Origin of the sequence: Vibrio sp. 1159 (genome assembly GCF_033340395.1) — a bacterium.
GTDB classification, from domain to species: domain Bacteria; phylum Pseudomonadota; class Gammaproteobacteria; order Enterobacterales; family Vibrionaceae; genus Vibrio; species Vibrio alginolyticus.
In genome coordinates this window covers 1-13093 of sequence record NZ_JAWOWL010000051.1, presented here as the reverse complement: position 1 = coordinate 13093, position 13093 = coordinate 1, and the positions used below count along the sequence as shown (strand labels likewise).

Here is a 13093-nt window from a genome sequence, read left to right as displayed (position 1 = left end):
GCTTTGCAAAGGATACGTTCGCCGATGGGCGATCAGATCATGAGGGCATGGTCATGCTAAGAAAATTCAAACAAACACAAGACCAGTGGGGTGGCTCAAGTGATGTCATTGATCACTGGTTAGAGACACGACAATCCCTGATTGTTGAATATTGTAAGCTTGCAGCGCTGCAACCTTGTTCGAAAACCAATGTTATTGAACTCCCATCTCCTTCCGAACTGCAGGATTTCTGTCAGCACCTCGTTGATTACATCTCCGAAGGCCACTTTAAAATTTATGACATGGTTATGGACCGTTGGAAAGCAACCGGCTTTGTCGTGACTAATGAGATCAATCAAACCTATGGTCAAATTGTTCTAACGACTGAACCATTATTGAACTTTAACGATAAGTACTCAGAAGTGACTGAAGATGATGAATTAAATGATTTCGATTCTGATATGTGTCTCATTGGGGAAATTCTTGAGACTCGCTTTGAAGTCGAGGACTATCTGATACAGCAAATCGCAGAAAGCCTGTCTATGCCACCTGGAGCTTAGTATTTGCAAACATTCAGAAATAGAGTGAGAGAAAAGACTGACGATCATCGTCGGTCTTTTTTGTTTCTAGCTTTATCGAAAATCCCACCGGAAGAACAAAGCAGTATAAAAAACTAAAAAGGCACCCGAAGGTGCCTTTTTCTTAAGCTTTTAACGATTACTCGTTATATGACTTACTCTTCAGAAGAGAAACCAGCGTTTAGAAGTGCCGCTAGGTTATCCGTTGCTTGCTCAGCAGAAGGACCATCTTGCGCTTCAGAACGTTTAGCTTGACGCTCTTGGTGGTATGCGAAACCAGTACCAGCTGGGATCAGACGACCAACAATTACGTTCTCTTTCAGACCACGTAGGTCATCACGCTTACCAGAAACCGCAGCTTCTGTTAGTACGCGAGTTGTCTCCTGGAACGATGCCGCAGAGATGAACGACTCAGTCGCTAGAGATGCTTTAGTAATACCTAGTAGTTCACGTTCGAAACGTGCAGGCTCTTTGCCTTCAGCTTCTAGGTTACGGTTAGCAACCTTAACTTGTGAGTACTCAATCTGTTCACCAGGTAGGAACTCAGAGTCACCAGAGTGGGTAATAGTACACTTACGTAGCATCTGACGAACGATAGTTTCAATGTGCTTATCGTTAATCTTAACGCCTTGTAGACGGTAAACTTCCTGTACTTCGTTAGCAATGTACTGCGTTACCGCGTGTACGCCACGTAGACGTAGGATGTCATGTGGAGACTCTGGACCATCTGCGATCACATCACCACGTTCAACTTTTTCACCTTCGAATACGTTCAACTGACGATGCTTAGGAATCATCTCTTCGTAAGCTTCACCGCTTTCACGTGTGATCACTAGGCGACGTTTACCTTTCGTCTCTTTACCAAAGCTCACAGTACCTGTGTGCTCAGCAAGGATTGCAGGCTCTTTCGGCTTACGTGCTTCAAATAGGTCAGCAACTCGTGGAAGACCACCGGTGATATCTTTGTTACCGCCAGACTTCTGAGGAATACGTGCTAGTGTCGCACCAACACCTACTGCTGCGCCATCTTCGATGTTCACAATCGCTTTACCAGGTAGGAAGTAGTGAGCTGGCATATCAGTACCAGGGATCATTACATCGTTACCTTGCTCGTCAACAAGTTTGATAGCTGGACGCATATCTTTACCTGCTGAAGGGCGAGCTGCTGGGTCAGTTACTTCGCTTGAAGATAGACCAGTTAGGTCATCAGTTTGACGAGATACTGTTACGCCGTCGATCATATCTACGAACTGGATGCGACCTGCTACCTCGGTAATGATAGGTAGTGTGTGCGCTTCCCAGTTTGCAACTGTTTCGCCAGCTTGAACTGTATCACCATCGCCTTTGCTTAGTAGCGTACCGTAAGGCAGTTTGTGTTTCTCTTTAGTACGACCAAACTCATCAACGATAGTTAACTCTGTCGCACGAGAAGTGATAACGATCTTACCGTCATCAGCCAATACAGATTTAGCGTTGTGTAGCTTGATAGAACCGTTGTTCTTAACTTGAACACTGTTCTCTGCCGCTGCTGTCGATGCCGCACCACCGATGTGGAACGTACGCATCGTTAGCTGTGTACCTGGCTCACCGATAGACTGAGCAGCAATAACACCCACTGCTTCACCTTGGTTCACTAGGTGACCACGTGCTAGGTCACGACCGTAACATTGTGCACAACAACCGAAGTCAGAATCACACGTTACTACAGAGCGCACTTTCATGCTGTCTACTGAGTTCTCTTCCATGATTTGACACCACTTCTCATCGATCAGGGTGTTACGTGGAATAAGAACGTCTTCAGTGCCAGGTTTTAGTACGTCTTCAGCAACAACACGACCAAGAGCAAGCTCAGAAAGTGCAACTTTAACATCACCACCCTCGATGTGAGGCATCATGTCGACACCTTCGTGAGTGCCACAGTCATGTTCAGTTACAACAACGTCTTGAGCAACGTCTACTAGACGACGAGTTAGGTAACCCGAGTTCGCTGTTTTCAGTGCCGTATCCGCAAGACCCTTACGAGCACCGTGCGTTGAGATAAAGTACTGAAGTACGTTCAGACCTTCTTTAAAGTTCGCTGTGATCGGTGTTTCGATGATTGAACCATCTGGACGCGCCATCAGACCACGCATACCCGCAAGCTGACGAATCTGTGCTGCAGAACCACGAGCGCCCGAGTCCGCCATCATGTAGATGCTGTTGAATGACTCTTGCTGTTCCTCTTCACCGTCACGGTTAACTACCGTTTCAGATGAAAGGTTTTCCATCATTGCTTTCGCAACACGGTCGTTGGTCGATGCCCAGATATCGATAACTTTGTTGTAGCGTTCGCCCGCAGTAACAAGACCTGATTGGTACTGTTCCTGGATTTCACGTACTTCTTCTTCCGCTTCTGCGATTTCAGTGTACTTAGCTGCTGGTACAACCATATCGTCGATACCAACAGATACACCAGAAAGTGCCGCGTATGCGAAACCTGTGTACATGATTTGGTCAGCGAAGATTACTGTGTCTTTCAGACCTAGTTTACGGTACGCCTCGTTAAGTAGGTTAGAGATTTGCTTCTTACCTAGCTTTTGGTTAACGATGCTGTACGGTAGACCAGCTGGCACGATTTGCCATAGCATTGCACGACCAACAGTGGTGTCTACCATCTTGGTTTCTGTAGTGCTGTTGCCATCTTCGTCTACAACAGTTTCTGTAATACGTACTTTAACGCGTGCGTGAAGCTCAGCTTGTTTAGTGCGGTATGCTTTCTCAGCCTCTTCTGGGCCAGAAAGGTACATGCCTTCACCTTTCACGTTGATCTTTTCACGAGTCATGTAGTACAGACCCAATACAACGTCCTGAGAAGGTACGATGATCGGATCACCTGACGCTGGCGACAGAATGTTGTTTGTCGACATCATCAGAGTACGAGCTTCAAGTTGTGCCTCTAGAGTTAGAGGTACGTGAACCGCCATTTGGTCACCATCGAAGTCCGCGTTGTACGCCGCACAAACAAGTGGGTGTAGCTGAATCGCTTTACCTTCGATCAGTACTGGTTCGAACGCCTGAATACCTAGACGGTGAAGTGTCGGTGCACGGTTCAATAGTACTGGGTGTTCACGGATTACTTCGTCTAGGATATCCCAAACGACCGCTTCTTCACGCTCTACCATTTTCTTAGCAGCTTTGATTGTAGTCGCAAGACCACGAGTCTCTAGCTTGCTGTAGATGAATGGTTTGAATAGCTCAAGTGCCATCTTCTTAGGAAGACCACACTGGTGTAGACGAAGGTATGGACCTACTGTGATTACAGAACGGCCAGAGTAGTCTACACGTTTACCTAGAAGGTTCTGACGGAAACGACCTTGTTTACCCTTGATCATATCAGCAAGAGATTTCAGAGGACGCTTGTTAGAACCTGTGATCGCACGACCACGACGACCGTTATCTAGTAGCGCATCAACAGACTCTTGCAGCATACGTTTTTCGTTACGTACGATGATGTCCGGAGCAGCTAGCTCTAGAAGACGCTTCAAACGGTTGTTACGGTTGATCACACGACGGTATAGATCGTTAAGATCAGAAGTCGCAAAGCGACCGCCATCTAGAGGTACTAGAGGACGTAGATCTGGCGGAAGTACTGGAAGTACAGTTAGGATCATCCACTCAGGGTTGTTACCCGATGCGATGAACGCTTCTACCAGCTTAAGACGCTTAGTTACTTTCTTACGCTTAGTTTCAGAGTTTGTTGTCTCTAACTCTTCACGCATTTGTTCTGCTTCAGCGTGCATATCCATAGAACCTAGTAGGTCCTTGATAGCTTCCGCACCCATCTTAGCAGTGAACTCGTCGCCCCACTCTTCTAGACGATCTAGATACTCTTCTTCAGTAAGCATCTGACCTTTTTCTAGATCAGTCATACCAGGCTCTGTTACTACGTACATTTCGAAGTACAGAACGCGTTCGATATCACGTAGAGGGATATCCATTAGTAGACCGATACGAGACGGTAGCGATTTTAGGAACCAGATGTGAGCTACTGGTGAAGCCAGTTCAATGTGGCCCATACGGTCACGACGAACTTTAGTTTGTGTAACTTCTACACCACACTTCTCACAGATAACACCACGGTGCTTCAGGCGCTTGTACTTACCACAAAGACATTCGTAGTCTTTAACTGGACCAAAGATACGCGCACAGAACAGACCATCGCGTTCAGGTTTGAACGTACGATAGTTGATCGTTTCAGGTTTTTTAACTTCACCGAAAGACCATGAACGGATCATGTCTGGTGAAGATAGACCGATTTTGATTGCATCAAATTCTTCGGTCTTATGCTGTGCTTTTAGAAAGTTTAATAAGTCTTTCACAATCAGCTCCTGTAAGGAGTTAAAAGGAGCTCACTTGCTAAAGTGAGCACCTTCTTCCAAATAATCGCTTTGATTCTCTCGACTTTCATCAAGAGAGAAAAGGATTACTCTTCGTCTTCTAGCTCGATGTTGATACCTAGCGAGCGGATCTCTTTCAACAGTACGTTGAACGATTCTGGCATGCCAGGTTCCATGCTGTGGTTACCGTCTACGATGTTCTTGTACATCTTAGTACGGCCGTTAACGTCATCCGACTTAACCGTTAGCATTTCTTGTAGCGTGTAAGCAGCACCGTATGCTTCTAGTGCCCATACTTCCATCTCACCGAAACGCTGACCACCGAACTGAGCTTTACCACCTAGTGGCTGCTGAGTTACTAGGCTGTACGAACCAGTTGAACGAGCGTGCATCTTGTCATCAACAAGGTGGTTCAGTTTCAGCATGTACATGTAACCAACAGTTACAGGACGCTCAAACGCATCACCTGTGCGACCATCAAACAGTGTTAACTGACCTGATGTTGGTAGATCTGCTAGCTCAAGAAGTGCTTTGATTGACTCTTCTGGAGCGCCATCAAATACAGGAGTCGCGATTGGTAGACCGCCACGCAAGTTCTTGATCAGAGTACGTACTTCATCATCAGATAGAGAAGCAATGTCTACTTTCTGGCGAGTGTCGCCTAGATCGTAAACTTTTTGTAGGAACTCGCGGAATTTCGCTAGTTCTTGCTGCTCTTTAACCATCTGGTTGATCTTGTCACCGATACCTTTCGCTGCCAGACCTAAGTGTACTTCTAGGATCTGACCGATGTTCATACGCGAAGGTACACCCAGTGGGTTAAGTACGATGTCTACAGGCTGACCTTTCTCATCGTATGGCATGTCTTCAACAGGGTTGATCTTAGAGATTACACCCTTGTTACCGTGACGACCCGCCATCTTATCACCAGGCTGAATGCGACGTTTAACCGCTAGGTAAACCTTAACGATCTTCAGTACACCAGGTGCTAAATCATCACCTTGAGTGATCTTACGACGCTTAGTTTCGAACTTCTTATCGAAGTCGGCTTTTAGCTCATCCCACTGCTCAGCAAGTTGCTCAAGCTGAGTTTGTAGTGCGTCATCTTCTAGCGTTAGTTCTAGCCACTTCTTACGATCAGTTGTGTCTAGTTTCGCTTCAGAGTAACCGCCTTCAATCAATACAGCTTTAACACGGTTTAGAAGGCCGCCCTCAAGAATCTGGAATTCTTCAGTTAGGTCTTTCTTCGCTTCTTTAAGCTGCATCTGTTCGATTTCAAGCGCACGCTTGTCTTTCTCTACGCCATCGCGAGTAAAGACTTGAACGTCGATGATCGTACCTGATACAGAGTTAGGTACACGTAGTGAAGTATCTTTAACGTCAGATGCTTTTTCACCGAAGATTGCACGTAGTAGCTTCTCTTCAGGCGTTAGCTGAGTTTCACCTTTAGGTGTAACTTTACCAACTAGGATGTCGCCACCCTTAACTTCAGCACCGATGTAAACGATACCTGACTCGTCTAGTTTAGACAGAGCAGACTCACCTACGTTTGGAATATCCGCTGTGATCTCTTCAGAACCAAGCTTAGTATCACGCGCCACACAAGTCAGTTCTTGGATGTGGATAGTCGTGAAACGGTCTTCTTGAACTACGCGCTCAGATACTAAGATCGAGTCTTCGAAGTTGTAACCGTTCCAAGGCATGAACGCGATACGCATGTTTTGACCAAGCGCTAGTTCACCAAGGTCTGTTGAAGGACCATCAGCAAGAACGTCACCGCGTGATACAGGCTCACCTGGCATCACACATGGGCGCTGGTTAATACATGTGTTCTGGTTAGAACGTGTGTATTTAGTCAGGTTGTAGATGTCGATACCAGCTTCACCTGGTACTAGCTCTTCTTCGTTAACTTTAACAACGATACGAGAAGCATCTACTGACTGGATTACACCACCACGTTTCGCAACTGCAGTTACACCTGAGTCAACTGCTACGTTACGTTCAATACCAGTACCAACAAGCGGTTTGTCAGCTTTCAGTGTTGGAACTGCCTGACGTTGCATGTTCGCACCCATCAATGCACGGTTCGCATCATCGTGTTCTAGGAACGGGATAAGCGATGCAGCGATAGATACAACCTGGTTTGTCGCAACGTCCATGTACTGAGCGTGCTCACGAGGGTGTAGACCAGATTCACCTTTCTGACGAGCTGTGATCAGCTCATCTGCAAAAGTACCATCTTCGTTTAGCTTAGCGTTCGCCTGTGCGATAACGAATTGGCCTTCTTCGATTGCAGATAGGTAATCCACTTCGTCTGTTACTACGCCATCTACAACGCGACGGTATGGTGTCTCTAGGAAACCGTACTCGTTACAACGCGCAAACGCAGATAGAGAGTTGATCAGACCGATGTTTGGACCTTCAGGCGTTTCGATAGGACATAGACGACCGTAGTGAGTTACGTGTACGTCACGTACTTCGAAGCCAGCACGTTCACGAGTTAGACCGCCAGGACCCAACGCAGAAATACGACGCTTGTGCGTTACTTCTGATAGCGGGTTGTTTTGGTCCATGAACTGTGAAAGCTGTGAAGAGCCAAAGAATTCTTTAACTGCCGCAGAAATTGGCTTCGCGTTGATCAAGTCTTGAGGCATGATTGCGTCAAGATCGCCTAGGCTTAGACGCTCTTTAACTGCACGCTCAACACGTACTAGACCTACACGGAACTGGTTCTCAGCCATTTCGCCTACAGAACGGATACGACGGTTGCCTAGGTGGTCGATATCGTCCACTTCGCCCTTACCGTTACGGATCGCGATCAGCTTCTTCATCACTTCGATGATATCAGTTTCATCAAGTGTGCCTTGCTCTTGAGCATCTTCACGGCCGATAGAGCTGTTGAACTTCATACGACCAACAGTCGATAGATCGTAACGCTCTTCAGAGAAGAAGAGGCTTTCGAATAGAGCTTCTGCAGCTTCTTTTGTTGGCGGCTCACCAGGGCGCATCATGCGGTAGATTTCTACCAATGCAGAAATACGATCAACCGTGCTGTCGATACGTAGTGTTTCTGACATGAATGGACCGTGGTCTAGATCGTTCGTGAATAGAACTTCTAGCGCTTTGTGGCCAGCCTGAGATAGGTTCGCTAGTGCTTCCAGGCTGATTTCCTGGTTAGCGTTAACAATGATCTCGCCTGTTGCTTCATTGATGTAATCTTTTGATGCAACTTTACCTACGATGTACTCAACTGGTACTTCGATGTGATCAACACCATCTTTTTCTAGTTGGCGGATATGACGAGCTGTTACGCGACGACCTTGCTCAACGTAAACTTTACCATTTGCTTCGATGTCGAATGACGCAGTTTCACCACGTAGACGATCCGGAACTAACTCCATCAATAGAGTTTGGTCTTTCACTTCGAAGTTCACTTTCTCGAAGAAGATATCTAGGATTTCTTCTGTCGACTTACCTAGTGCTCGAAGGATGATCGATGCTGGTAGCTTACGACGGCGGTCGATACGAACGTACAAGTTATCCTTAGGATCAAACTCGAAATCAAGCCATGAACCACGGTAAGGAATAACACGTGCGTTGTATAAAACTTTACCTGAAGAGTGGGTCTTACCCTTATCGCTGTCGAAGAACACGCCTGGGCTTCGGTGCAGCTGGGATACGATAACCCTCTCGGTACCGTTGATTACGAAGGTACCATTGTCTGTCATGAGTGGAATTTCACCCATGTAGACTTCTTGTTCTTTAATGTCTTTTACAGTACCTGCTGGCGCGTCTTTATCAAAGATAACTAGGCGTAGTTTTACACGTAGTGGCTTTGAGTAAGTTACACCGCGGATTTGACATTCTTTAACGTCAAAAACTGGCTCACCAAGACGGTAGCTAACGTATTGCAGCTCAGAATTGCCGTTGTAGCTCTGAATCGGGAATACAGAACGGAAAGCGGCTTCAAGACCGTATTGACCTTCAGGATCCTGTTCGATAAATTTGTCGAACGAATCGAGCTGGATCGATAGCAGGTATGGAATGTCCAAAACTTGTGGACGAGTACCAAAGTCCTTACGGATGCGCTTTTTCTCGGTATAAGAGTAAACCATGGGGTTCCTCAGCTCGCTGATAAGTGACCCAAACTGTCCGCCCGCTCCTAGTTACTTAAGGGGGGTAAGGGACAGTGACTAATATAGCTGTTTACTGTAGTGACATTTCATTTCGTAAGAATGAAATGTTTTTTGCATGGATATCAGGCGCTTAAACAGCGGGAAAATTCGCCTATACCCTACAGCGCAAAAAGGCCGGTGGTTAAAAAACCACCAGCCAATTAGCCGTTAGGCTAAGAAACTATGCAATAATTACTTAACAGCAACAGTTGCACCAGCTTCTTCTAGCTGAGCTTTAAGAGCTTCAGCTTCTGCTTTCTCAACACCTTCTTTAAGAGGTGCTGGAGCGCCGTCTACTAGAGCTTTAGCTTCTTTAAGACCTAGGCCAGTTGCGCCACGTACTGCTTTGATTACAGCAACTTTGTTACCGCCAGCAGCTTCTAGGATTACGTCGAATTCAGTTTGCTCAGCAGCAGCTTCGCCTGCAGCAGCGCCGCCAGCTACAACAGCAGCAGCAGCAGAAACACCGAATTTCTCTTCCATTGCTTCGATTAGTTCAACAACTTGCATTACAGACATTTCTGCAACTGCGTCTAGGATTTGCTCGTTAGTAATAGACATAACAATTCTCTTTTAAGTCAACAATAAGTTTATTAAGCAACCAGTAAAAAGCAAGGCTTATGCCGCTGCTTCTTGTTTTTGATCGCGGATAGCTGCGATAGTACGCGCCAGCTTGCCAGCCGAAGCTTCTTTCATGCACATCATTAGGCGTGCAATTGCTTCGTCGTAAGTTGGTAGTGTTGCTAGTACTTCAGCGTCAGTTAAAGCGCCTTCAAATGCAGCAGCTTTGATCTCGAAATCTTTGTTCTCTTTAGCGAAGTCTTTGAAAAGACGCGCTGCAGCACCTGGGTGCTCATTAGAGAATGCGATTAGAGTAGGACCAGTGAAAGTGTCAGTTAGACACTCGTACTCAGTACCTTCAACCGCACGACGAGCAAGAGTGTTACGAACAACTCTCATGTAAACGCCAGCTTCACGAGCTTGTTTACGTAGAGAAGTCATCGCGCCAACTTGAACGCCACGAGAATCAGCTACAACTGCAGAAAGTGCACCACTGGCAGCTTCGTTGACTTCAGCAACAATTGCTTTTTTGTCTTGAAGGTTTAAAGCCATCTTGGATTTACTCCTGGTTGTCGTTACACCACTCACTATCATCACGACAGTGAGAGCTATTGAGGTGCTTCCCCAGAAGAAAGTTAACTATATTACATAGAGCTTTCTGTCAGTTCGGGCACCATCTACGTAGGATAATTAAGTTTGCTTTTACACAAACACCTACGGTCTTGGACGGAGACTGGGTCTTAATTCATTTCGAACTAGGAGACAGTTCAAAGAACCAAAGTTCAGCCCCAACCACAAATATTAGGCGCAAAATTATACACTAATTTTGCGCCTAAGCAAATAAATTATGCTTGAGTGTTCAGGCTAGCCTGATCAACAGCAACACCAGCACCCATAGTAGTAGAGATGCTTACTTTCTTCAGGAAAGTACCTTTCGCTGAAGATGGCTTAGCTTTCTTCAGAGCAACTAGAAGTGCTTCTAGGTTCTCTTTGATCTGCTCAGCAGAGAAGTTTGCTTTACCGATAGTAGTGTGGATGATGCCGTTTTTGTCGTTACGGTAACGAACCTGACCAGCTTTAGCGTTTTTAACTGCTTCAGCAACGTTAGGAGTTACAGTACCAACTTTAGGGTTTGGCATAAGACCGCGAGGACCTAGGATAGTACCTAGTTGACCTACAACGCGCATTGCATCTGGAGAAGCAACAACTACGTCAAAGTTCATTTCGCCTTTCTTAACTTGCTCAGCAAGATCTTCCATACCTACGATGTCTGCGCCAGCTTCTTTAGCTGCTTCAGCGTTAGCACCTTGAGTGAACACTGCAACGCGGATTTCGCGGCCAGTACCGTGAGGTAGTACAGTTGCACCACGTACGTTCTGGTCAGATTTACGAGCATCAATGCCTAGGTTAACAGCAACGTCTACAGACTCAACGAATTTAGCAGTCGCTAGTTCTTGAAGAAGAGCAACAGCTTCGTTGATTTCGTATTCTTTAGTTACGTCAACTTTTTCGCGGATTACGCGCATGCGCTTAGTTAGTTTTGCCATCTTATTAACCCTCTACCACTAGGCCCATTGAACGAGCAGTACCAGCGATAGAACGCTTCATCGCTTCGATGTCAGCACCAGTCATATCAGCAGCTTTAGTTTCTGCGATTTCTTGGATTTGAGCGTCAGTTACAGTACCAACTTTTTCAGTGTTTGGACGACCTGAACCAGACTTAACGCCAGCAGCTTTCTTAAGAAGAACAGCAGCAGGTGGAGTCTTAGTTACGAACGTGAAAGAACGGTCGCTGTATACTGTGATAACTACTGGAGTTGGTAGACCTTTCTCAATAGATTCTGTTTTTGCGTTGAACGCTTTACAGAATTCCATGATGTTCACACCGTGTTGACCTAGTGCAGGACCTACTGGTGGACTAGGGTTAGCCATACCAGCAGCAACTTGTAGCTTGATGTAAGCTTCAACTTTCTTAGCCATGATAATTCCTAAGTTTGGGTACAAACGCTAATCGCGGATCAGCTCCCCGTTTGTGTAAGAAACTTTTTACTTCACTTGAAGTAAAAAGGCGCGAAATTATAGTCATAATCCGCGCCTTATACAACCCTAAAAAGGTGATTTTTTATACTCTTTGACGAAGAGTCTTAGTCCAGCTTTTCAACCTGACCAAATTCAAGCTCAACTGGTGTCGCACGACCAAAGATCGATACAGACACTTTCAGGCGGCTCTTCTCGTAATCCACTTCTTCAACAGTACCGTTGAAGTCAGCAAATGGACCTTCGTTAACACGTACCACTTCACCCGCTTCGTACATTGTACGCGGACGAGGCGCTTCACTCGCTTTCTCAAGACGATTAAGAATCGCGTCAGCCTCTTTATCCGTGATAGGTGCCGGACGGTCTGAGGTACCACCAATGAAGCCCATGACACGCGGCACACTGCGTACTAGGTGCCATGATTCATCGTTCATAATCATCTGAACAAGGACGTAACCTGGGAAGAACTTACGCTCAGATTTGCGACGCTGACCCGCGCGCATTTCCACTACTTCTTCAGTAGGAACCAGTACTTCACCGAATAGCTCTTCCATGCCGTGCATTTTGATATGCTCGCGCAGAGATTGAGCTACACGACCTTCAAATCCAGAGAAGGCTTGAACCACATACCAGCGTTTTTTTGGAGCTTCACTCATGAATAAAAACCCTCTATACCCCAGTTGCTAGAGCTACTAGACGAACCATAATTCCGTCAATACCCCATAGCACTAGAGCCATTACAATACTTACAGCTAAAACGATCAGTGTTGTTTGCATGGTTTCTTGGCGAGTAGGCCAAACAACTTTACGTACTTCCATACGAGATTCTTTTGCAAAACTGATCGCTGCTTTACCTTTAGTCGTTGTTGCTGCAACGCCTAAGGCAGCTGCAATAAGAACAACAACGCCTGCAGCACGAACCACTACAGACATTTCACCATACAGGTAATTACCCACAACAGCGGCAGCTGCCAATACGAAAGCGGCTACCCACTTAAACGTATCTGCTGCGTTTGAGCTATCAGGAGTTTCAGCATTATTTGCTTTCATAAAACCAACCTGTTACAAGTCTTAATATAGACGACAACAACCCCGCTGTTGCAGGGCAAACTCCATATCGCTGAAAAAATCAGCGTACTCTTCTTAAGATTAAGCCTCTTTGCTTAATCTTGCTCTGCGCCCAACCCACTTCTGAACAAGAAAACAGCAAAAATAATGTTGAGTGCAGAAAAAGGGCATCAAATGATGCCCTTTTTGCTACTGGTTCGTCAAATCTAATTCAAGATTTTCCGAAAGCATCGCTAATTCGCTATGAATTAGTCGAAGATCTTAGCAACAACACCAGCACCTACTGTACGGCCACCTTCACGGATCGCGAAACGTAGAC

General features: G+C 46.0%; 9 protein-coding genes and 1 pseudogene. 1 reads left to right on the top strand and 9 read right to left on the bottom strand.

Annotated features, from left to right (window positions below; genetic code table 11):
- Window positions 1-47: 47 nt before the first annotated feature.
- Window positions 48-539 (top strand): Rsd/AlgQ family anti-sigma factor, encoded by a 492-nt coding sequence (locus R7127_RS24560; protein ID WP_005382515.1) that lies wholly within the window; start codon window positions 48-50, stop codon window positions 537-539.
- A 173-nt stretch (window positions 540-712) separates the two neighbouring features.
- Here R7127_RS24560 and rpoC read toward each other — a convergent pair whose 3' ends face one another.
- The 9 genes and pseudogenes from rpoC to R7127_RS24515 all read right to left on the bottom strand — a co-directional run.
- Window positions 713-4915: a DNA-directed RNA polymerase subunit beta' gene (rpoC, locus tag R7127_RS24555; RefSeq protein ID WP_318142136.1), complete on the bottom strand. Its 4203-nt coding sequence runs from the start codon at window positions 4913-4915 to the stop codon at window positions 713-715.
- A 104-nt stretch (window positions 4916-5019) separates the two neighbouring features.
- A complete protein-coding gene (rpoB, locus tag R7127_RS24550) occupies window positions 5020-9048 on the bottom strand; it encodes a DNA-directed RNA polymerase subunit beta (RefSeq protein WP_005384685.1) in 4029 nt (1342 codons plus the stop codon).
- A 252-nt stretch (window positions 9049-9300) separates the two neighbouring features.
- Window positions 9301-9669 carry a 50S ribosomal protein L7/L12 gene (rplL, locus tag R7127_RS24545; RefSeq protein WP_005382540.1) on the bottom strand — a complete coding sequence of 123 codons (369 nt, stop codon included), beginning with the start codon at window positions 9667-9669 and terminating at the stop codon, window positions 9301-9303.
- A 57-nt stretch (window positions 9670-9726) separates the two neighbouring features.
- Window positions 9727-10221, bottom strand: a complete 495-nt coding sequence (gene rplJ / locus R7127_RS24540) for a 50S ribosomal protein L10 (RefSeq protein ID WP_005382538.1) — start codon at window positions 10219-10221, stop codon at window positions 9727-9729.
- A gap of 293 nt (window positions 10222-10514) precedes the next feature.
- Window positions 10515-11216, bottom strand: a complete 702-nt coding sequence (gene rplA / locus R7127_RS24535; RefSeq protein ID WP_005384683.1) for a 50S ribosomal protein L1 — start codon at window positions 11214-11216, stop codon at window positions 10515-10517.
- Between the two features lie 4 nt (window positions 11217-11220).
- Window positions 11221-11649: a 50S ribosomal protein L11 gene (rplK, locus tag R7127_RS24530; protein ID WP_005384682.1), complete on the bottom strand. Its 429-nt coding sequence runs from the start codon at window positions 11647-11649 to the stop codon at window positions 11221-11223.
- A gap of 164 nt (window positions 11650-11813) precedes the next feature.
- Entirely contained in the window at window positions 11814-12362 is a 549-nt protein-coding gene (gene nusG, locus R7127_RS24525) for a transcription termination/antitermination protein NusG (RefSeq protein WP_005384681.1), read from the bottom strand.
- 13 nt (window positions 12363-12375) lie between these two features.
- Window positions 12376-12756 (bottom strand): preprotein translocase subunit SecE, encoded by a 381-nt coding sequence (gene secE, locus R7127_RS24520; RefSeq protein ID WP_005384680.1) that lies wholly within the window; start codon window positions 12754-12756, stop codon window positions 12376-12378.
- Window positions 12757-13022: 266 nt separating this feature from the next.
- Window positions 13023-13093 (bottom strand): annotated as a pseudogene (locus R7127_RS24515) (elongation factor Tu); the annotation flags it as partial.

Excerpts from the sequence above, each read along its gene's own strand:
- rplJ (WP_005382538.1), bottom strand. The coding sequence starts at position 10,221 with ATGGCTTTAAACCTTCAAGACAAAAAAGCAATTGTTGCTGAAGTCAAC.
- rplL (WP_005382540.1), bottom strand. The coding sequence starts at position 9,669 with ATGTCTATTACTAACGAGCAAATCCTAGACGCAGTTGCAGAAATGTCT.
- rplK (WP_005384682.1), bottom strand. The coding sequence starts at position 11,649 with ATGGCTAAGAAAGTTGAAGCTTACATCAAGCTACAAGTTGCTGCTGGT.
- secE (WP_005384680.1), bottom strand. The coding sequence starts at position 12,756 with ATGAAAGCAAATAATGCTGAAACTCCTGATAGCTCAAACGCAGCAGAT.
- rplA (WP_005384683.1), bottom strand. The coding sequence starts at position 11,216 with ATGGCAAAACTAACTAAGCGCATGCGCGTAATCCGCGAAAAAGTTGAC.
- rpoB (WP_005384685.1), bottom strand. The coding sequence starts at position 9,048 with ATGGTTTACTCTTATACCGAGAAAAAGCGCATCCGTAAGGACTTTGGT.
- nusG (WP_005384681.1), bottom strand. The coding sequence starts at position 12,362 with ATGAGTGAAGCTCCAAAAAAACGCTGGTATGTGGTTCAAGCCTTCTCT.
- R7127_RS24560 (WP_005382515.1), top strand. The coding sequence starts at position 48 with ATGGTCATGCTAAGAAAATTCAAACAAACACAAGACCAGTGGGGTGGC.